Raw genomic sequence first — 20169 nt, 5'->3', positions numbered from 1 at the left:
TCATACATCGACAATACACTGCGCTATCCACGCATTGTCTTCTTGGTACACTCTTAATTCGGTATAAGTCGCACCTTTGATATCGACTGCCGGCTGATGGCGAGTACGATTCACTTTTTCCCCTTTAATCGTTGCGTCTAATTTAAGGTTCTCTATGCGTACATGAAATTCAGAAAACAACATATTAAGTGTATCCATTTTATAAATAATAGCATTTAGCCAATCAGCGAATAAAATTTCCTTATCGGGTGCTGTACATGAAATATAAATTTCTTTGTTGGGACGAACTATAGCACTGTCGGTGACCGCATTGGTTAAGGCAAGAGCGCCCATTTCAAAAGCGTTTTCCAATGTAGGGCCAATGCCCCTTATACCGATATCAGCCTCATGAATGAAATGCTCCCATCTCTTTGTTGTCATAAACGATTATCCTCTGAGCTTAATTGCCCGCTAACTCCTTAAAGGTGGCAACAACATTGGTATAAAAAAGAGTGGTTTTGCTTTCAAATGCAGAATCTGTTCCTATAATTAACCATACTTCCCCCTTTTTATTGCTAGTCACCGTATACTTAGCAAATTTTTCTTGCATCTCGGCATCGGGTAGTATCTTAAGCCGGAAGAGGGATTTCTGGGTATCCACGCCAATGGTTCCTATTAACAACATATCCTTACCCTCACTTGACTGATTGCCTTTATCGAGCATCATTCGGTAATAATTAGCTTCATCCAAGTAACGCTGGGGCTTTTCCATTATTGCCCCTATTTTCACATACACAGATGAATCGGACCCTCCCGCCCCAATCCCATCAGCAGCGCCGTTACTAGCAAACTCAAGTGAAAAACTGGCTTGATAGTTTGTATTTGCTTTAAGTCCCTCCAGTTTTTTATAAGCGAACATAAATAAATCATCGCTATGATTATTTCCTGATATTTTTAAGCCGCGCGAGCTAGTAGTTATTTCAACCGGTAATTTAGCCTCTTCTTCAAATTTCAACTCGTAAAAATCTTCTTGCCCTTTAGGATAGTCTGCGAAAGAGACTTTAAACTGATCTTTTTTTGAAAAAGTAAATTTATATGTTTTTATGAACGACGGGTTATTTTCCGCATAAGCACAAGATGGAGAAATGCCAATGTAAATTAGACTTAATAAAAAAATAAAGTTTTTCATCTTAATTTCTGAATAAAGTGAGGCAGGGAGCCACATTGTAACAATCTTTAGTCGCACTTATGAACTATTATCAGGGTTGAAGGGAAGTGCTGTACTATTCTTTAAAAAAGAAGATTGATTTCCACGGAGGATTTATGGTTAAAAAATCAAACAGCCCCATATTAACTGAAATTTTTTATGATAAAAAATCTGCTGAAAAGGCGTACCAAGATGCTATCAATCGAGGGTACAACATTAAAGAAATTAATGTGCTTATGTCGGAACATACGAGAAAAAAATATTATCAAACGCCGCCTGGCCAGCAAATATTTTCCGATAATTTGATTGAGGATGCTGCTATTGGGGGCTCTTTAGGTGGCATAATCGGAGGAACAATCGGTGCAATTGCGGGATTGGGAGCGACAACGCTATTGCCGGGTTTGGGTGTGGTCGTTGGCGGACCAATGGTTGCTGCACTGGCAGGCGCAGGTGCTGGGGGCATTTCAGGTGGGCTTTTTGGAGCAATGGTGGGTTGGGGCTTTACTGAAGAACAAGCCAAAATCTATGAAAAAGGAATTAAGTCAGGAGGAATTGTACTAGGGGTTAATAAAAAAAATAAGAACTTTTCTTTATTGGAAAGTGATTGGAGGAATATTGAAAGAAGAAAAGAAAAAGAGAGGAGTAAAAGATAGGGAATTTCATAGGTATGTCAGCTCAGGATGATGTACCTAGGGAATTGCAAAGAGAGTTACTTAATTTATTTTTCCATTGGTTTGATCGCAAAAAAAACGCCATAACGAACTCTATTTTGAGCAAAAGCTTCTTGCATTAACTTGATTCGCTTTGCAAAACGAAATCCACGCCAGCCACCTATTTTGATTATTTGTAGAAAATTGTAGGCCCTAAGAAGCGATAGCCCTATACTCCAACTTTGTTCAACAAAAGGTGACCAATCTGCGGTTTCTTTCACAATAAAATTTTGATTGTTCAATAAGTTATTGTAGCAATTGATTGTGGGCATGTAAGGGAGATCGAAAGCAAGGCACAATTTTTGATATTTTTTTGCGGATTTTCCAATGTATTCTTCCTCGCCTGAACACCATGTTGCTAGCAGCAATTTACCACCTGGTTTTAATACTCGATAGGCTTCCTGAATAAACAAATTCTTATCAAAAAATTGTTCGCAACTTTCAAGAGACCAAACAATATCAAAAGAACTATTTTTGATGCTTTTTAGTGCCAAAGCATCTTCAACCTTGAAAGTTACATGCTCAATATTTTTTTCTTGAGACTGTTGAGTGGCTATCGCAACTTGTTTAGGGCTAAGGGTAATTCCTGTGACAATGGCATGGTAATTTTGGGCTAGGTAGAGGCTGCTCCCACCCATACCGCAACCTACATCCAAGATTGTATTATTTGGGGTTATCTCAAGCATTTCCGCTAATTTTTCGATTAATTTTTCCTGAGCCTTCTCTGGTGTAATCACTTGAGAATCTTCATAGTATCCGTGATGAATATGTGGTCCCCAAACTAAACGCCAACCCTCAGATAACTGATCCCAATATTTAGCAATTTTCTGGGTTATTTTGCTACGATGAAGGATGATGGGTTGATCCGTTCTGATGTGCATGACCGTTATTCCGATTTGATTATTTTTTATTTTGTCCATTACTAAGGATACTCGTCTAATCGCAGCAAGTCTATTGAGGATTTTTATAAAAATTTTGCATTTATATCAGTTTGAAAATAAAATAGACAGCTATTTTCTAATGCGAATTTACAATGCGATTGTTGCGGTTATCAAGTAATACTTTCGATGTAATCGGTTGGCTAACCGCGCTGATTATTCCGGCTTTTCTCATCTATCTCTTACGAGAAACAACAATGAATTGGGCTTGCACTAATTTTGTTGTAATTTTCTCGGCGGCGCTCGTTATGTGGATTTTTCGCTTACTCCCTGAGTATGTTCCTGCAGTGTTCGTGATTTTAGCCACAATGTTGTTAGGATTAGCCCAGCAAACAGTGCTCTTATCAGGCTTTGGTTCTGATAGCTTTTTCTTGGCTTTGGGTGTATTCGGTATTGGTGCCGTTTTAGTAAAATCTCGCCTTTTTTATCGACTCTCTTTGTTGATTTTGAATCATTTACCTAAAAATAAATTACTACTACAGATTGTTTTATTCTTTATCGGTGTTTTGCTTACGCCTGTAATGACGGCGCAGAGTGCTCGTGTGTCGCTCATTGCACCACTGCTTGAAGACATGCGAAAGACTGCAGGCCTTAGCCCGCGAAGTATTACTGCAAATAGCTTAGCTTGCTCAGCATTTAATGGATGCATTTTATTGTCTGTCATGTTTCTGACAGGTAAATCCAGTAATTTTGTCCTCTATGGCATGCTACCGGAGCAAACCCAGTGGCAGTTTGGTTGGATGAATTGGCTGATTGTTTCGTCCGTTCCAGGCGCTTTACTGGTAATTGCTTTTTTTGCTTTGCTTGCCTTAAAGTTTCGTAGTCATGATGCTTTAGTAGTGAATCGATTAGCCATCAAGCGTGAGCTCTATTTAATGGGTAGCCTAACCATTTATGAATGGGCCGCAATCTTAAGCATTGCTGCATTAATTTTGGGGTTGACCCTCTCCTCGTTGCATCAAATCCCAAGTGCTTGGGTTAGTTTTGCTATCTTTTTTATTCTATTGACCTCAGGGGTCTTGAATAAAGATGATTTTAAAAATGGCATTAACTGGCCTTTCCTTTTTTACCTGGGGGCGATCATTGGCATCATGCGCTGCGTTCAGGAAATTGGTATCGAAATGTGGATTATTAATTATTTGTCTTGGCTTGGGGATATCGCTTATGAACAGCAAACGCTGTTTATCATTTTGGTGTATGTGGTGAGTTGGTTAGGCGGCTTACTATTTGGTACTATGGCTGCCCCAGCGTTGATGTTTACTCTTTTAATGCCTGTAGCACAGCAGGCTGTCATTAATACTTGGCTTGTAGCCTTTATTATTTTAATGGCCACTGAAGCGTGGGTATTTCCTTACCAGTCAAGTTATTATTTATGTTTTGAGGAGTGGGTTCGAGGAAATAGCGCTTATGATTTAAGAAAAACCCTATCAGTCAATGCTTGGTTTTCGGTCTTCCGCCTTTTTGCAATCTTACTAAGTATTCCATTCTGGCACAGAATTGGGGTGTTATGAGCGTTAAATCTCTTACCACCCTATGTACGGGTTTATTTTTGTTGATCGTTTTTTCTTTCCTTGGTTATCAACGCGTACATAAACCACGAATTTTTGTCTTGCACAGCTACAATGCCAATATGCCTTGGGTGCAAAGCTTAAATCAAGGGGTTCGGACGGTTTTTGGTGATAAAGCTTATATAAGCTTGCGCTATTATTATATGGATGCCAAACATCATCATTCGAAAGATTACCTTGAGCGGGTTTCCAAAGCAATTAAGAAAACTATTGAAGCATGGCGTCCCGAAATCCTTATCGCATTTGATGATGATGCCCAGGATATGGCGGTACGAGAATTTGGGGACTCAACAAATATTAAAGTCATCCTTGCAGGCATCACTGATTCCAGGCGTTGGTTAGAGTATGAGAATACCCCTAATATCACGGGTATTACCGAGCGAATACCTGTTAAAGCAATACGCGAAATTTTGTCATTAATGTTCCGAAACCAAAAACGCATCTACTATTTGTCAGATGATTCTAAGGCGGCTAAAACTCTGGATAAATCAATTATGAAAGAGGATTGGGGATCTTACGAATTAGTTGCCCATAGACGGGTAAAGACTTTTACTCAATGGAAAGCTGCTGTTTTTGAGGCAGCAAAAAGGGCAGATATCCTACTTGTTTCTGTTTATCAAACGATTATGGACGGCGAAAAGGAAGTTGATCCAGAGCAATTGGTTCGCTGGATGAATGAGCACAGTCAGATTCCAGTCGTGGGAGTTTATGAATCCTTCATTATCGATGGAGGAATGTTAGCTATTGCAATTTCAAGTATGGAACAGGGCTATACCGCTGCCTGGTTAGCACTGAACATCATAGAAAAGAAATTAACCATTCAAGAGATTCCCCTATTACATGGAAAAACCTTCTCACTATTTATTCAAAAAGAAATGTTGCTAAAGCGTTTTCCTTATGTGCATATTCCTGTCATTCTTGATGCATTTTCAAAATCGCATTGGAGTTTAGATGCGGTTTCTTCTCCAGAAATAGACCTATCCGGCATAGAGCGGTTACGGTTGAAATCGATTCATTTTGCAAAAAATTAATCATTTTAAAGTTGGTGCTGAATTCGTATCTCGTCTTAAGAGGTGAAGGCCGAAAAGATTGGGATTGCAGTAATAGGGTAAGCAATGCTAAGACGAGCTTAACTTTGCTTCCCAATCGATTAGGCTGAGCTTAAAATTCCGCTATTCGGTTACGCATTCATTAATAACCATAGAATTGGTTTTATTGTTCACCTCATTTATTACGGCTTGAAGCTTTATGGGTGAATATTCACCTGATTCAACTGCTTCGTAAAGAGCCTGTAATGATGGAGCTTGCTCAAATGCTTTTTTCTTAGGGAGCTCTTTTTTATTGACATCATAACCTTCACGTTCGCCCGTTAGAACCGCATTAAGCAGCCACAATAACGAGATAGCATCATTTCCGAGTTCCTTGTGTGAAACAAAGCCGTAATCAATGAGCGATACTTGTTCTTTATCATAGAGCACATTCCAAGTTCGCAAATCATTGTGGCGAAGTCCTTCCTTTTCCAAGTCTGCAAGCGACCTAAGAAGCTCTTGGACTACGAACATTGTATTAATTTTATCTTTTTCTTTGAGGAGATCGACCAGTAACCTACCGCTAATTTTTTTTAATACAACCTTAGCTCCGCAAGATGTTAGTTCAAAGTCTATAAGTTCTGGCATATTGTGAATGTTAGTTAAATGCAATAAGGTATCAATCTCGGCTATAATTTGACGTTTATTTTCCCCTTCGCGATCACGCTCATCGAACACATACTCTTTGATTACGTACTCCTCACTAAAGTAGTAGCGGCGTGTTTTAATGTAAACTACCGGCGAATCCTTATAAGCTTCAAATGTCTTGGATAAGTAGATAAACGGACGATTATTTACAGTAATGGTGTTATCTTTAGATTTGATGACGTAGAGAGGGCGGCGTTTACTGGATAAATGAGTAGGAAAATCGCCTATCTTTTCGATGGTGATTTTGTCTTTAATAAGTTCAAATATGGCTAGTTCGTCTTCGGGTTGTGTTTCATCCCAGAATAAGGCCGGATCTTCACCTTTCCTTGCAAGTTCAACAATAAGTACAGGCACTTTATCAAGAAGTGTTTGCATAAGTCTTTGTGTGTACTCAAGCCCATGGTAATGGATGATATGATGCAGAACACTGAAAATGGTCACTACATCGAATTTCCCTCGCTCAATAGTGTCTATTGAGTTTTTATCGAAAGCCTTGGTCTTAATGGTGGTAGGAATCCCGTTTATGTTGCCTATCAAACGAGAAACCTCCGCGTTCTTAGGATTATATTCCCAACCTTCCGTTATTGCCCCTCGGTCGGCAAAAAAATAACACATGTAGCCTAGTGACGACCCAATGTCTAGGATGTGTTTGCCAGCAACCTTACCAAAATAAGCTTCTACGGTGCGACATCGATCTTCACTGGTGCGTTGAGGGGCTTGTTCGAGCACACCAATAATCCCATAGGTTGGTTGGTACGGTTCCACTTCCTTAATCATCTCTTTGAGGTGATCAAATCGAAAATCATGGGCATTCAACCGTTCGCTTATTTCTTGACTAAGTTGCGCTACAGTACTCGATTGGCGAGTTATCTCCTGACCAATTTGATCTTTTGTACTAATAAGTTGAGCACTCAGCCGTTGACTTATCTCTTGATTAAATTGCTCTACAGTACTTGATAAACGGCCCACTTCCTGACCAATTTGGTCTCCCATACTTATAAGGTGCTCAATCCTGCTGACGAGTAGCTCGGTACTATTTAATCGATAAATTATCTGCTGGTTGAGTTGCTCAATATGACGCAGGCGTTGCACCTCTCTAACTAACGCCGGTGCCATACGTTTGATAGTCCATTTGGCTATTTTTTTGAATGAACCCCATAAGCGTCCTTCTTTTATGCTATTTGCTGCCGCATTCTCTTGTCCATTTCTCATGTATAATGTACTCTTTCTTTAAGTTAACCCCTAGCTCCAAAATCAATAAGCCTATGCTGTTACCAAGCTCCTTCCTATCCCATACTGTTTTGGCAGGTACTTTATAATCACGAACAATGAGATAAGCGCACAAAACATGACGTAATAAGCGATCGTAAGTGTATTAAAATGATAAATTAGCCAAGTATTGATTGCTGGAGAAAAACCTCCCACTACTGCCATGCAGATATTATACGCAATAGATATTCCTGTATAACGTCCTTTCCCCGAAAACATCTCTGCCATGACAACAGGAGTAACAGCTTGTTCGGCACTATAGAAAATCACTAAAGGTAATAATACCCACCAAGAGGAGATAAGATGAAGTGTCCAAAAGCTTGGGATGGCAAAGACTAAGTAACCAATGGTTGAAAAAACTAAAACATTTCTTCGGCCAACTTTATCAGAAATATAAGCAAACACGGGCACAAAAAGCAGCGAAAGAACGATAAATAAGGTCTGCATGCCATAAGCCTGCTGCAGTGGCAATTTTAAGAACTCATGTAAGTAGGTAGATAAATAACCCATAAGTGTATAACTGCCGCAGGCACTGATAAATAATAATAAGATGATATGGAGCATCGAACGAAATTGATGGTTGAACACGTACTTAATCGGTAAATAGTTCTCACGAATATTTTGTTTAAGCTGTAAAAAAGTTTCAGACTCAGATAAATCGCGTCTTAACCACAATCCTAAAATTCCCAGCGCGCCCCCAGAAATAAAAAGGATTCGCCATCCATAGGAGGCTAATGCTTCACCGCCAATGACTGTACTTAGGGTAGTGCAGGCAAGAATTGCTGCCAATACACCTATATTGGAGCCATTATTCGTCATGGAGCTGACTAATGCACGCTGGTTAGCTTGAGCAGATTCTGAAAGATAAATCATTGACCCAGCAAATTCTCCGCCAATGCAGAAGCCTTGTAATAAGCGGCAAATGATCAATAAAATCGGGGCTAATAACCCTGCTTGTTGGTGGGTAGGTAGGAATCCAGTCAAAACTGATGAGACTGACATTAAGAGAATAGTAAATTTTAGCGTTCTGGCGCGCCCATACCGGTCGCCTAGATGACCTAAAACTACAGAGCCCAAAGGCCGAACAATAAAACCCGCAGCAAAAACGAGCATGGTCGCCAGTAGACTTGCGACAGCATCAGTATCCGGGAAGAATAAACTTGCAATAACAGGAGACAAATACGCAAACAAACTAAATTCATACCACTCCAGCGCATTCCCGATAATACAAGCAATAATGCTACGGTATCTTTTCACGAAACGATCCACTGTTTAAGGATGGAGTTTTGGCATGGAAGTATATCAGTTTAATGGCTAAACTGTATATTAATATTACGGGCGCTCTAATTCTAATAGAAGATAAATATAAAAGGTTGGCTCAATGAAAAAACATTTAACCGATTTAATTGTTCAAAGGCTGAAAGAAGAGAAGGAAAATTTAAAAAAACAATTTTCTCAAGAGCACCCTATTAAAGTTGCCCGCCATTTTGCTCTCGATAATGTTCTGCCCATTGAGATCGCAGAGAAAATTTATGCAAATTTCCCCAAACCTAACCGCATGCGCGTGTTAAGTAATTTGGGTCAATTAAAGTTGAAGTACAGTCATTTAAGGGATACATCACGTTTGATACAAGATATCAATTTTGCTTTCCAAGACCCTAGGGTTGTTACTGAAGTTGAAGAAATAACAGGAATTAAAAACCAAATTCCTGATCCATCCCGTTTTGCTGGCGGAGTGAGTATGCTGCTGAAAGGCTACTACATTAACCCTCATTTAGATAACTCCCACGATGTGGATAGAAAATTCTATCGCACGGTGAATGTTCTTTATTATGTTTCCCCAAATTGGAAATTGGAAAATGGCGGCAATTATGAATTATGGGATGAATCAATTAAACATAGGATTGTTGTCCCCTGCCTTTTTAATCGCTTAATCATCATGGAAACCAATCGCCACTCTTGGCATTCGGTGAATCGGGTTGTATGTGATGCCCCCCGATGTTGTGTGTTTAATTATTTTTTCTCCGCGCAATCTCCTGAGGGCGAAGATTATTTCAATGTCAATTCAATGACTAATCCGCTCTATAGGCCTCGACCCGAGCAAAAAATTCGCCGCAAGATAGCAAACGTGAGGGATAGGTTGCTCAGTAAGATTCGATAAAACAGAAAAAATGATATTGTTAAAAAAATAACTCTTTCGCAGTATCATTGGTATTTATGCTTCACCGTTTAAACTCGATATGAAAGAATTCCCAGTAGCTGCTCAACCCTTCCGCAAAGAATTAGAAAATTATCTTAAGTTTGTTGGAAGGGATCGTTTAGAAATTCATTACTGTGATCAACGGCCTTGTTTTTTTGTCGAAGCAGATCCTGAAACAGACACATCTATTGAAGTCGGCTATTTCCTATGGAATAACCAACTTTATTACCGAAGCAATTTGAATTCTCTCTCTAATCCTGTTCATTTAACCGATGAACAAATTACATTACTGAAAAATCGTATTGCTTACCCTGATACTCCTTCTCCATTATTGATTACAACAAGTCAATTACAGCATTTTTTGGCATTGACAGGACCACGCAAGGCGATTTTTTTGACAATAGATGTCGTGGACAACCAATTGCGTTGGCGCTTTGGTGATAATACTGAGATGGTTATTGCTGATGATGAGGAGAAAATCCATCCAGCATTAAGTGCTCTTTATGATAGCCTAAAGCAGTTTAACAAGGAGCAACAAACTAAGGAACAAGAATCAGAACCGACGTTTCCACAGACGCAACCACAAAGTGATTATTACTTTGAAATGCCAGCAAAAACCACAAAAGAAACTTTTTTGCTCCCTTTTATCTGGCTCAGTAAAGGATTGAAAACCCTATTGCGGATACTTCTTTTTGATAATTTTCTTTTTAAATACACTATTGGGTTGGCCGTTGCGTTCGTCGCTAATTATGGGAATCCTTATTATAAAGCTGAACCGGGTACCTTATCGGATATTCTAAGGCAGATTATTTTCCCTGGCGGCACAAAAAAACCGCAAGTTCATGCAGATGGAAGCATTACCCTTGATCCTACATTAAGTAGGCAATTCTATGCCTTAAAAATGATGGAGTCTCATCGCAACTTAGCGACAAACGAAATTGAATACACAGTTGGTACCGAACTGGTTAAATTTAGTGAGTTTTACATTCAGATGCCAGATGGTTCGCAGGTTGCTGGTATTCAGGCAAGCAATAGATTGGTTGAGGCTCATTCAAGCGATGGGCAAATTCCATATGTCATTTTTTGCAATGGAAATAGCGGATGTTACCAAGAGGAAGCCCCTTATGATGCTTATTTTTTAGAGAAATGTGCTCAAAAAGGGATACCAGTGAATATGGTTCGTTTTAATTATCCCGGGGTACTAAACAGCACAGGTTACCCTTCCGTATTCGACGATCTAGTTCTAGCTGGTATAGCTCAAAAGCAACGTTTACTGACAAAGGGAGTTAGGTCTGAAAACATCCAAGTGCATGGGTTTTCTTTAGGTGGAGCTATTGCCAGTTATGTAGCTAGTTTTTTCCATGAACGGGATCAGACTCCCGGGGCATGTTATGTATCTCGAACTTTTTCTTCGACTACAAATGTCGGCCTTTCCTACGTGCGCAAAATACCTGTAATCGGTCCCTTACTGGGTTATGTGTTGCGTCCGATTCTCGCTTTTGGCCTATGGGGCACTGAATGGTTGGCGGATACCGCTAAGCATCTCGCCAGTTTGCCTGATGATAGAACATGGTATACGGTTGCACGCACACCCAAAACGGTTCAAACCAGATATTCAGAACAAAATAAACCAATAAAAGATGATGAAGTATTAGTCTATGATGCCTCGATTCATCAATCTTGGCGGTTTAAGCTAAAACGGTTTCTAGCAAAACATTTCGGATTATTTGGTTACAAGAAGGAAACTTATAAAGAAATGAATGCAGCTCGTAAGTTAGTGACTTGTTTTAGAGAGAAAGACACATTTGGTGAAGAAGTGGCAAAATTAAGTTCTGTGCATTGTGCCCATGCAGACGTCCGCCCTTTTGGTTTACGCCTTGACGAAACAGGTAATATACGACAGCTCGCTGATTCTAATAATTACCCTCAACTTGCCCTTTTTGCTCGCTCGCAAACTTCATCCGGGGCGATTATGACAGAAATCCCAGAAACAACGATTGCAAAGAATGAAGAATTAGGTAATCAGAGTGTCGAATTTCTTCGCATGCATTCTCCTTGTGTGAATTCAACCCATTCGGCCAGTCGATATTTTGATTTTTTTAAGCAAGATAGCGAACGTTCAGAGCGGGAAAAAATAGCAAGCAAAATAACCCAAACGATTATCGATTATATTCCTTAATAGGTAACTCTCTGAAGTTATTGTTGATCTGCGCTAACAAATCTTAGGGACGCTAGGTGAAACTGTTAAGTTAAATCTTGGGTCAGCTTGAGCCCAGGCTGCGCGAAAATGCTAGGTAAAAGTCCGCGCGCTATAGAGGGCTATTAAACATTATTTGTGAGCGCAAGATGCGCCAAATTACAATCGATGGTGAGCAGGGCATTAGGCATTATCGAGCAAACTGCTGTTTACTGTACGCTACGCGATCTGCGATTGGTTCTGGGCCTTTTGCAGCACGTGTTTCAATGAGCTTATAACGTGGAAGGCCGCCTTCACGATTCGCAATCTGGATGTTTAATCCTGGACGGGCATTTAGTTCTAACATAAGAGGACCATGATCTTTGTCAAGGACAATGTCAACACCCAGATAGCCAAGTCCCGTTAACTCATAACAACTGGCTGCAATTTCCAAGATTTTGTCCCAATAGGGCACTGTAATGTCGACGATGGGCGCTAATGTGTCAGGATGAAAATCGATAGCATCATTATGAAAAACACCACCTAGCGTTTTCCCTGTGGCCAAGTTAATACCCACCCCAATCGCGCCCTGATGCAAATTAGCTTTACCTCCAGATAAGCGCGTGGGTAAACGTACCATAGCCATAGCAGGATAGCCTAATAAGGTAATGACTCGAATATCAGGGATGCCTTCATAGCTAACTTCTTTGAATACAGGATCTACAACTACCCGATGTTCAATAATGGCGTAATCAGCATGGCCACCTAAACTATATGCACCTGAGAGAAGACAAGATAAGTGATAACTCATTTCGTTGACAGTAACAAGTTTGCCGTTTATTTGTCGATAGCGTCCAAAGACACGATCGGTAATGACAATAATTCCGTCACCGCCTGCACCATGAGCTGGTTTAACCACAAAATCCTTATAGGGTTGTAAAATTTGCTCAATATTTTTAATTTGATGCTCACTTTCGATAATTTCGTAGAGTTTAGGAACAGCAATTCCCGCTTGTATGGCTAGTCGTTTGGTTTGTAATTTATCGTCGACAAGAGGGTAGCGTTTCCGATTGTTATACCTCAGTACATAGTCACTGTTACGTTGGTTAATACTCAGAATGCCGCGTTCCCGTAAACGGCGATATAACTGCCACATCAATTTCTCCCAGCGAGCACTTTAAAGCGAACCAGCTCAAAAAGCCTGTATCCACGATATTGGCCAAACCACAAAATCAGTGCTAGCAATACTAGCAAGAGTTCGGGAAAAGCAAAGATTAAATATTGCATCGGTGCATAGCTCATTGCGCCAAAAGCAATTACCGCTGCGATGAGGCTCCCTACACCCGATTTAATGGCTTCAGAGGCACCACGCTCATCCCAGGTAATACACATTCTTTCTATAGTCATCGTTAGGATAACCATTGGGAATAAGGCAACGGATAAACCAGAATCTAAACCTAAGTTTTGGCTTATTACGCTAATAAAGACCATAAGTAAAATCACAACAGTCAGAATTGCTGCTAATCTCGGAACAAGTAAAAGGCGGAGTTGATCGAGATAAAAGCGGGCCAATAGACCAAAAGAAACAATAATAATAAAGAGAGTTATTCCCCAAATGACATGAGTTTCGCGAAAGGCCAAAGCGATTAATACGGGCATAAAAGTACCAAATGTTTTCAAGCCTATAAAATTACGCAGTAATAGAATAATGAAAGCGCCAATGGGTACAGTAAGTAAAATTTTATAAATTTCTTGCACATTAACAGGCAATTGGAGTAAAGAAAAACGCAATAATTGGGAATCAGTTTGCAAACCCCGTGCTTTAGCAATGGTTAGGGCATTAATGGGCGTGGGAGAGACAGTGAGATTAAAAACTGGTTTTTTGCCGCCAACTACATCATGTACAGGGTCGAAGCCATATTGCCAGACCAGGAAGTCTTTAGGAAAGCCCGCTCCACCGGTACGAGGATTAATATAAGTCCATTCTTTGCCATTATGAACAACCATAAAGGATTTTAGGTCAGCTTTATTTTGTTTGCCTAAGTAAATTCCTTTGACAGGCATAGCATAAATTTTAGCCTGATTAAGAACAGTGATCGCTGCAGTAATGATATTGTCATCAGTAAACTCATTACCAACTAATAACTTAGCGTTGCCATCGCGTTTATTGAGCTCTTTAATTGTCCCCTGGGCAAAGGTTTGAATATCAGCGGATGATTGGCGAACTTGATTTGTTATGGCTTCAACAGCTGATCTTTGTGTTTCAACAAGGGGCTGTGCTTTTACGACGGGTGGCTTATTGGTTAATGAAGACTCATTGTTATCCACTTCGCGGAAAATGGCGCGGTAATAAAGTGATTGGTCGCCTGAACTGCGCCTAAGTGACCATACAGTTTGGCGGTTATACCCGCTCAAATTTGTAGTTACTCCGTAATTATGGGACACAAAGTATTCGTCCAAGATGGCGAAGTAAGGTGGCATATAGGGTATGGTGAAGCTTGCTTTCACTGGGGTATTCCGATCAGCCACAAAACGTAAATTGGCTTCAACCATCCAACTATTGACAGTCTCTGTATCGGTTAATGGCACATCAAGTATGAGATGTCGGTATAGAAAAATACCTATACCTAATAAAAATAGGCTGATAATTAAGCCGTACACATGTCGCTTATTTGACTTCATTTTTTACTGCTTTCTGAGTTTTGATCAAAAATGCATGGCTCGGGTCGACTAGACCATCAAAAGCAATGATTGCATCTCTACCAAGAAGTAACGGGTAGTTAAAACGTTTTCTATTGGTTAGATTGACAGGGATATTGCGAATTTTGTTGCCGATTTGAATGCGCATCATGACAACAGGCCGCTTAATAGGAGCGGGTTTGCTTTGGGATGACAAATGCTCTCCTGCACGCACTTTAATTTTTACTTTGCCTAAATACTCGGAGGTAAACTCAACTTCTTCTGTCTTACCCGGAACTTTAAAGCGCAAATAGGGTTTGCCGTTTTGTTCAACTTCACGGATATCAACGGCACTTAACGAGGCTGATTTTGCACCCGTATCAAATTTAGCTGATAAGACCATCCCTTTATCGACAAGCGTTGCCTTTTCAACATACCCATAAACTATTTTGGTATCAGTCGCCATGGAAAATCCTGATAGCAATAACAAAATCAAACCAATAAAACTACGCAAATTCATTAACAAACCTTCTAGCTAATTTGCAAATAGCTAATGCTAGCAGATTTGTGCGCTAACGCCCAGAGTTCGGTTGCCTAATTATAAAAGAAATGAATAAAATTTAGCTATTTTTACTAATAATTAGCATCTTAAATAAAGATTTTTTCCTGTAACTTGTGATAAAATTGTTGATGGTCAAATGCTTTTGATCTATTTTGGTTCAAGATGAAAAATTTGTTGCCAACGTCCTCATAATCAGATACAATCCTAACCATCTTAGCCCGATCCCTTAGAATTGAATGTCGATCGAAAGTCTTCCAATAGAATCAGTAAGTTATATGGAGCTGATTGCCGGGAGAAAGGATCAAAACCCACCGCTTCTGGCAAAGAAACTTCATAAGTGGCGCTATATATACGTAATCTATGGCGCGCTGGACGGCTTGAGCCTGTCATACAGCATGATCAAATACCTCTTCGACTTAGCGTCGGAGAGCAAACAGTCTGCTTCTGATGAAATGCACGACTGGTTAATGGAACCAGGAGGCGCCTTGGCTGCTGCAAGCAGCTCAATCGTTCTAATCGCTTTCTCAATGCTTGCAAACCATTTCAACGACGAAGATCCAAATGCATTCAAACGTTATATAGCCATTTTATGGCCTTATTGTCGTGATACGATGAAGGGGTTAAAAAATGCGTACAAAGGAGTGCGCAGCACCCTCCAGGTCGCTGAGTTACTCAATGGACAAAATTTATCCCACCTCTTTGTTCCTATAGGCGTCTTGCTCGGCGGCTTATCCGTTTTAAACCGCATTTGGTATCGCCGCATGCTCACCGAACGCAAGTCGATGATGAAGGAAAATGCTAAGCTTTTGGAAGAGATCCAAAACTCGAAGGACATAACCCTTGATAACATTGATGATTACTTAGAAAAAATACAAAGGCAAACTGAGAGGCAAAAACAATTAGGATTACTCTCGGCCACTTATGGAGGAATTGTGGATGGCCTTTACTTGTATGTCGGTGTTTTAGGCCTTTGTTCTCTCTCCCCACCCGCATTAGTTGCTATGTCGGTATTCTCTTTTCTCTATGTGGCAATAAGTATCGCTACACGCACTTATGAAGAGTACGATTTTCAACGTAAGTTATTTATAGCTCAAGCAAAAATTGAGTTAGCCCACAGTGGCAAAAAAATAGAGCTGATGGTTGAAGCGCTGCAAAAGGTACATAGTAAAGTAGCAAGAGACTCTAAAAACTGTTCCTTATTAGCTGAGCAATTAAAATTAATTGAATCCTTTGAAAGGGCCGTAGAATTATTTGAAGAGAAGCGGGAAAATTATCGTTCAGTCACTACATTGTCCTACACTTCAGCGGTTTTAGCAGGGGCAAAGAGCGGGTTATACGCTTATTCGGCGCTAGCAAGCATCGTGTTTGCTGTCGGGACAATTCTTGTTTTAGCTTCAGTTCCTTTCCCTCCTGCCCTATTAATTACTTGTATTAGTCTCGGGGTAGTTTTTCTAACTGCTTTTATTGCTCACTCTGTAATCAACACTTATAGGCACCATTGTAAACAAGAAAAAGAGATAGAGGCGGAGCGTCAAATTGACAAAGAAAAACTGTCACATATCCAATGGCTTTATGATACAAGCAAAAAAGATGTCGAGAAACTTGAGCCAGAGCAAGTTAAAACTGCGATCCTTGATGGAATGGCCATTGATCCAACACCTCAATTCTTTTTTGAGGAGTGGTTTGAAGTTGTGCGTTCTTTCTTTTCAGGCGTTGGAAAGGGAACGAAGGCTGTTTCACTAATGATGAATTCATTGGAGGTTCCGGATGATAAAGGCCATTATCATGAGTCGCTTATTATGATGGGTTTTATCGCAGTGAGTGCTTTTATTCATACTATCGCATTTGGTTTAAGGGCCTATGCCCGCATGGGAAGGGATCCACTCGAGAAACCGTTCATTACTAACAAACGTAGAGAATCAACTTGTGAATCATCTCTTTTCTTGACAGACACAGGGGAGTGTTCACCGAATAGCGATTTTATGAATTGTGATTCAGAACAACAATTACCTTCTGAAAATCAGTTTCATGATTTGAGAGGCACTGAAACAGCGCACCTACCTCCAGTGACAAAGCCAGCGTTAACGCCGCCCCATACATCCATAATCTCAGGGCCTGGTGGGCAAATACCTCAGTCATACGCAATGGAGCCCGAGCAAACGCCTCCATCGCGTATTATGGAATCGGGGCCTGCCCGGATCGACGACCAACTGCCTCGGTCATCCACAACGGATTCTGAGTCACCACTGCAAACACTTGTGACAGAGGATGAATCGTTAGAATCACGAAAACCGAATTCTTTCGTCTGCATCCGTTCACTCTATCATTTCTTTGTTGGGGCGAATGTCCCTGCAAGCACCGCTCAACATCCTAATCGTCTATCACCCCAAAACGTTAGCGAATATGGTCCGCACAGTACAGTTGTGGGTTTAGTGTAGGATCATTATACATTTTGAATTGATGATAGACTCTAAACGTTCTTGTGCCATCAGCGATTTCATTAAACAAGTGTTTTAAACAATCCAGCAATTGATTTTGTTGGGCAATAATAGTTTGCCATTTGCGATGACACTTTTGCCGATGCGCATCGTCTACTTCTTCTCGCTTGGCCTGCAAATTCATGTGGTAGGCTTTAAGTGCAAGAATGGAAAGCCGGTCAATCATCATCCCCGGTGTCTCAGAATGGACTGGGCAATCATTGGGGTCTGCTGGTTTCAGAGCATTGTAAAGCCACTCGTCCATCGCTTCCATGCGGTTATTACGCTGCTGGTTATAATGATCGATTTCACGTTTAGCTGAATAAACAAATTCGTATCCCATATCATCACGTCGAGCTCTGTCTTCTGCATGCCAAAGTTGATAATTAAAGGCATGATTCTCTTCGACTAAAGCTAAAAAATTTTGGTGATTGAAGATCAATTCACTGTTTTTCCAACGAACAATACAATTGTGATGTAGATCAGCAATTTCAGTGACATCGATAAAATGAGCCATTAGTTTACTCCGGCGAAACGAAAACAGGCCCTATGTTACATGTAAATTGGTTAAATGGCGATAAAACTAAATGGTTACTAACCCTTGCTATTCTTCAAATTTACCTTTTTCTAAGAAAGTCAGGATTAACTGCCTGGCTTTCGGATTATTCATGATAAAAGCATGGTTTGTATCGATAATGACTGGCTCAGTTTGGCCGGGTAAACGGGCTTCTGAAGGAGGAACCTTCGCATCGTAGCGTCCAGCAATGATGCCGATTTTAATGTTAGGGATGGGAACACGATGCACATAAGCGGTTTGATCAGAACTTAACTCTGCAAGGGGTTTTATGAAAGGGACAACCATTGGAAATACTTTTATAAACGATTTTGCCAATGAGGAGCCTTGGTTAGGGGGAGCTAGCATAATCAAACATCCGATGTCTTTTAATTGATTTTTAGTAAGATTAGCTAATGCTTCCCTGATAATAATGCCGCCCAGGCTGTGCGTGATAAAGTGGATTTTTCTACCACGATTTTCTGATAATAAAGAGTCAATAAATTGATACAGAAAAATTCCATGCTCATGAATATCGTATCGCGAGGAAGGATAACTGTATGAGTAAACTTGATATCCTTGGTTTTTTAAGTACAGTTTTAATGAAGCCATGCTTAAAGAAGAGCGCATTAGACCGTGGATTAGAACAACGATCTCGCGTTGATGTTTAGCTTGAGTCAAAAATGTAGATTCAATTTTAACTGGCTGATCCTTACCATTGGGGTGGAACGCATGGGATTGAACGATATAAAGTGCTCCAGCAGTTATCATCAGAAAGAATTTAGTTATTGAGAATTTATTATGAATAGTTTGTTCCATTGCTTCTTTTTTATTATTGTCAATTAAATTTGTCTATCCCTAGTGGATTTTCTTAGACATTCAAGCAGATATGAACTATCAAATTTTTAAACCCCTTGCAAGCTTATTTTTTTTGAGACGATTTCTTTTATCTATTCAGGTTAGAATAAGTTCGGCTCTAATGGCGTTAAAAACCTAGTTGGTATTATAGAATTGTTATAAGAAATTTAAATTTTTAAAGGAATGGATATGGCTAAAATACTGATGAGTGCCTGCCTTTTAGGCCAAAAAGTTCGCTATGATGGCGGTGATTGTCTTCAAAGCCATCCCACTATACAGCAATGGCTTAAAGAGGGAAAAATTATCACAATTTGTCCTGAAGTCGTTGGAGGATTACCAGTTCCAAGGGCACCCGCTGAAATTCAGAATGGACAATCTGGAAAGGATGTATTAAATGAAATAGCTTTTGTAAAAACCGTAACGAATCAAGATGTTACACAATCTTTTATAAAAGGGGCAAAAAAGGTAGTTGATCTTCTCAAGAAACACGGCATATCCGTGGCAATTTTAAAAGCCAAAAGCCCTTCTTGTGGGACAAATCAGATCTATGACGGTAGTTTTTCGCGAAGATTGATTAATGGAGATGGTGTGACTGCTGCCTTATTAAAACGACATGGTGTTCTGGTATTTGATGAAAACCATATTGATAACGCTATACAAGCAGCGCAAAGCATGTAATAAGCAATGAAAGAACTCTATACAATAGGCCATTCAACACTTTCTTTGAGTGACTTTCTCGGTATTTTGCATAGTCACGGTATAACTCATCTGGTCGACGTACGTTCAGTACCGAAATCAAGACATGTGCCTTGGTTTAATCAGGTTGGGCTAGAGGCTTATTTAAAAAAAGAAAATATTTCTTATACGCACCTAGTAAAGCTTGGTGGGTTTCGTAAACCCAATAAAAATTCAATAAACACAGGTTGGAAGAACAGCAGTTTTCGTGGTTTTGCAGATTACATGTTGACAAAAAATTTTTTTGAAGGATTAAAGGCATTAAATCAAATTGTAAGAAAAGAACGAGTAGCAGTGATGTGCAGTGAAGCATTGCCTTGGCGTTGCCATCGATCATTAATTGCAGATGCCGAAGTTATTCGAAATTATCAGGTTTGGCATATTCTGGGAAAACAATCCATTAAACGCCACAACCTAACCTCATTTGCAAGGGTAGACAGAAGCAAAAGACCAATGCAAATATATTACCTAACGATGAAAAATAATTAAGAGGAAAGTTTTGCATCAAATTAGAAGTTGTTT

The 20169-nt window shown here is 40.0% G+C and carries 18 protein-coding genes; 8 read left to right on the top strand and 10 right to left on the bottom strand.

Features of this window, described 5'->3' with window-relative positions; all coding sequences use genetic code 11:
• Positions 1-420, bottom strand: coding sequence for an archease (locus LMI_RS14325; protein WP_045100391.1), 420 nt, complete (start codon positions 418-420; stop codon positions 1-3).
• A 19-nt stretch (positions 421-439) separates the two neighbouring features.
• Positions 440-1168, bottom strand: coding sequence for a hypothetical protein (locus tag LMI_RS14320; protein ID WP_045100813.1), 729 nt, complete (start codon positions 1166-1168; stop codon positions 440-442).
• Between the two features lie 134 nt (positions 1169-1302).
• On the opposite strand from LMI_RS14320, the gene LMI_RS14315 reads away from it, so the two are divergent.
• Entirely contained in the window at positions 1303-1839 is a 537-nt protein-coding gene (locus LMI_RS14315; RefSeq protein WP_045100390.1) for a hypothetical protein, read from the top strand.
• A 65-nt stretch (positions 1840-1904) separates the two neighbouring features.
• Here the strand turns inward: LMI_RS14315 and LMI_RS14310 are convergent, their stop codons facing one another.
• Positions 1905-2816, bottom strand: coding sequence for a methyltransferase domain-containing protein (locus tag LMI_RS14310; protein WP_082050764.1), 912 nt, complete (start codon positions 2814-2816; stop codon positions 1905-1907).
• Positions 2817-2929: 113 nt separating this feature from the next.
• Between LMI_RS14310 and LMI_RS14305 the strand changes: the two genes are divergently transcribed.
• Together LMI_RS14305 and LMI_RS14300 are read left to right on the top strand one after the other, a co-directional pair.
• Entirely contained in the window at positions 2930-4345 is a 1416-nt protein-coding gene (locus LMI_RS14305) for an SLC13 family permease (protein ID WP_045100389.1), read from the top strand.
• Complete coding sequence (locus LMI_RS14300) at positions 4342-5433, top strand: ABC transporter substrate-binding protein (protein WP_045100388.1); 1092 nt, start codon at positions 4342-4344, stop codon at positions 5431-5433. Before LMI_RS14305 ends, LMI_RS14300 begins: the two co-directional genes overlap by 4 nt.
• 141 nt (positions 5434-5574) lie before the next feature.
• On the opposite strand, the gene LMI_RS14295 is transcribed toward LMI_RS14300, so the two are convergent.
• The gene (locus LMI_RS14295; protein WP_045100387.1) at positions 5575-7350 is read right to left on the bottom strand and encodes a protein kinase domain-containing protein; all 1776 of its coding nucleotides are present in this window, start codon (positions 7348-7350) and stop codon (positions 5575-5577) included.
• 51 nt (positions 7351-7401) lie between these two features.
• The gene (locus LMI_RS14290) at positions 7402-8664 is read right to left on the bottom strand and encodes an MFS transporter (RefSeq protein WP_045100386.1); all 1263 of its coding nucleotides are present in this window, start codon (positions 8662-8664) and stop codon (positions 7402-7404) included.
• A gap of 124 nt (positions 8665-8788) precedes the next feature.
• On the opposite strand from LMI_RS14290, the gene LMI_RS14285 reads away from it, so the two are divergent.
• Together LMI_RS14285 and LMI_RS14985 are read left to right on the top strand one after the other, a co-directional pair.
• Positions 8789-9568 carry a 2OG-Fe(II) oxygenase gene (locus LMI_RS14285; RefSeq protein ID WP_045100385.1) on the top strand — a complete coding sequence of 260 codons (780 nt, stop codon included), beginning with the start codon at positions 8789-8791 and terminating at the stop codon, positions 9566-9568.
• A gap of 79 nt (positions 9569-9647) precedes the next feature.
• Positions 9648-11786: an alpha/beta hydrolase family protein gene (locus LMI_RS14985; protein WP_052679599.1), complete on the top strand. Its 2139-nt coding sequence runs from the start codon at positions 9648-9650 to the stop codon at positions 11784-11786.
• A 208-nt stretch (positions 11787-11994) separates the two neighbouring features.
• Here the strand turns inward: LMI_RS14985 and LMI_RS14275 are convergent, their stop codons facing one another.
• The 3 genes from LMI_RS14275 to LMI_RS14265 are packed head-to-tail and all read right to left on the bottom strand — an operon-like array spanning position 11995 to position 14982.
• Complete coding sequence (locus LMI_RS14275; RefSeq protein WP_045100384.1) at positions 11995-12939, bottom strand: alpha-L-glutamate ligase-like protein; 945 nt, start codon at positions 12937-12939, stop codon at positions 11995-11997.
• The gene (locus LMI_RS14270; protein ID WP_045100383.1) at positions 12939-14465 is read right to left on the bottom strand and encodes an inactive transglutaminase family protein; all 1527 of its coding nucleotides are present in this window, start codon (positions 14463-14465) and stop codon (positions 12939-12941) included. Before LMI_RS14270 ends, LMI_RS14275 begins: the two co-directional genes overlap by 1 nt.
• Positions 14452-14982, bottom strand: a complete 531-nt coding sequence (locus LMI_RS14265) for an ATP-dependent zinc protease family protein (protein ID WP_102010569.1) — start codon at positions 14980-14982, stop codon at positions 14452-14454. Before LMI_RS14265 ends, LMI_RS14270 begins: the two co-directional genes overlap by 14 nt.
• A 278-nt stretch (positions 14983-15260) precedes the next feature.
• Between LMI_RS14265 and LMI_RS14260 the strand changes: the two genes are divergently transcribed.
• The gene (locus LMI_RS14260; protein ID WP_064102987.1) at positions 15261-17462 is read left to right on the top strand and encodes a hypothetical protein; all 2202 of its coding nucleotides are present in this window, start codon (positions 15261-15263) and stop codon (positions 17460-17462) included.
• Here LMI_RS14260 and LMI_RS14255 read toward each other — a convergent pair.
• The gene (locus LMI_RS14255; protein WP_045100382.1) at positions 17419-18018 is read right to left on the bottom strand and encodes a DUF4254 domain-containing protein; all 600 of its coding nucleotides are present in this window, start codon (positions 18016-18018) and stop codon (positions 17419-17421) included. The genes LMI_RS14260 and LMI_RS14255 overlap by 44 nt on opposite strands.
• A gap of 87 nt (positions 18019-18105) precedes the next feature.
• A complete protein-coding gene (locus tag LMI_RS14250; protein ID WP_045100381.1) occupies positions 18106-18873 on the bottom strand; it encodes an esterase/lipase family protein in 768 nt (255 codons plus the stop codon).
• 228 nt (positions 18874-19101) lie between these two features.
• Here LMI_RS14250 and LMI_RS14245 point away from each other — a divergent pair, with 228 nt between their 5' ends.
• Both LMI_RS14245 and LMI_RS14240 read left to right on the top strand, forming a co-directional pair.
• A complete protein-coding gene (locus tag LMI_RS14245; protein WP_045100380.1) occupies positions 19102-19590 on the top strand; it encodes a 2-thiouracil desulfurase family protein in 489 nt (162 codons plus the stop codon).
• 6 nt (positions 19591-19596) lie between these two features.
• Entirely contained in the window at positions 19597-20136 is a 540-nt protein-coding gene (locus tag LMI_RS14240; protein WP_045100379.1) for a DUF488 domain-containing protein, read from the top strand.
• Positions 20137-20169: the final 33 nt, after the last annotated feature.

Source organism: Legionella micdadei (genome assembly GCF_000953635.1).
GTDB classification, from domain to species: Bacteria; Pseudomonadota; Gammaproteobacteria; order Legionellales; family Legionellaceae; genus Tatlockia; species Tatlockia micdadei.
Note: the sequence above shows the minus strand (reverse complement) of the source record. Positions and strands in the feature narration are given on the sequence as shown.

Excerpts from the sequence above, each read along its gene's own strand:
- LMI_RS14265 (WP_102010569.1), bottom strand. The coding sequence starts at position 14,982 with ATGAATTTGCGTAGTTTTATTGGTTTGATTTTGTTATTGCTATCAGGA.
- LMI_RS14245 (WP_045100380.1), top strand. The coding sequence starts at position 19,102 with ATGGCTAAAATACTGATGAGTGCCTGCCTTTTAGGCCAAAAAGTTCGC.
- LMI_RS14320 (WP_045100813.1), bottom strand. The coding sequence starts at position 1,168 with ATGAAAAACTTTATTTTTTTATTAAGTCTAATTTACATTGGCATTTCT.
- LMI_RS14255 (WP_045100382.1), bottom strand. The coding sequence starts at position 18,018 with ATGGCTCATTTTATCGATGTCACTGAAATTGCTGATCTACATCACAAT.
- LMI_RS14295 (WP_045100387.1), bottom strand. The coding sequence starts at position 7,350 with ATGAGAAATGGACAAGAGAATGCGGCAGCAAATAGCATAAAAGAAGGA.
- LMI_RS14285 (WP_045100385.1), top strand. The coding sequence starts at position 8,789 with ATGAAAAAACATTTAACCGATTTAATTGTTCAAAGGCTGAAAGAAGAG.
- LMI_RS14315 (WP_045100390.1), top strand. The coding sequence starts at position 1,303 with ATGGTTAAAAAATCAAACAGCCCCATATTAACTGAAATTTTTTATGAT.
- LMI_RS14260 (WP_064102987.1), top strand. The coding sequence starts at position 15,261 with ATGTCGATCGAAAGTCTTCCAATAGAATCAGTAAGTTATATGGAGCTG.
- LMI_RS14305 (WP_045100389.1), top strand. The coding sequence starts at position 2,930 with ATGCGATTGTTGCGGTTATCAAGTAATACTTTCGATGTAATCGGTTGG.
- LMI_RS14240 (WP_045100379.1), top strand. The coding sequence starts at position 19,597 with ATGAAAGAACTCTATACAATAGGCCATTCAACACTTTCTTTGAGTGAC.
- LMI_RS14275 (WP_045100384.1), bottom strand. The coding sequence starts at position 12,939 with ATGTGGCAGTTATATCGCCGTTTACGGGAACGCGGCATTCTGAGTATT.
- LMI_RS14270 (WP_045100383.1), bottom strand. The coding sequence starts at position 14,465 with ATGAAGTCAAATAAGCGACATGTGTACGGCTTAATTATCAGCCTATTT.
- LMI_RS14985 (WP_052679599.1), top strand. The coding sequence starts at position 9,648 with ATGAAAGAATTCCCAGTAGCTGCTCAACCCTTCCGCAAAGAATTAGAA.
- LMI_RS14250 (WP_045100381.1), bottom strand. The coding sequence starts at position 18,873 with ATGGAACAAACTATTCATAATAAATTCTCAATAACTAAATTCTTTCTG.
- LMI_RS14325 (WP_045100391.1), bottom strand. The coding sequence starts at position 420 with ATGACAACAAAGAGATGGGAGCATTTCATTCATGAGGCTGATATCGGT.
- LMI_RS14310 (WP_082050764.1), bottom strand. The coding sequence starts at position 2,816 with ATGGACAAAATAAAAAATAATCAAATCGGAATAACGGTCATGCACATC.
- LMI_RS14300 (WP_045100388.1), top strand. The coding sequence starts at position 4,342 with ATGAGCGTTAAATCTCTTACCACCCTATGTACGGGTTTATTTTTGTTG.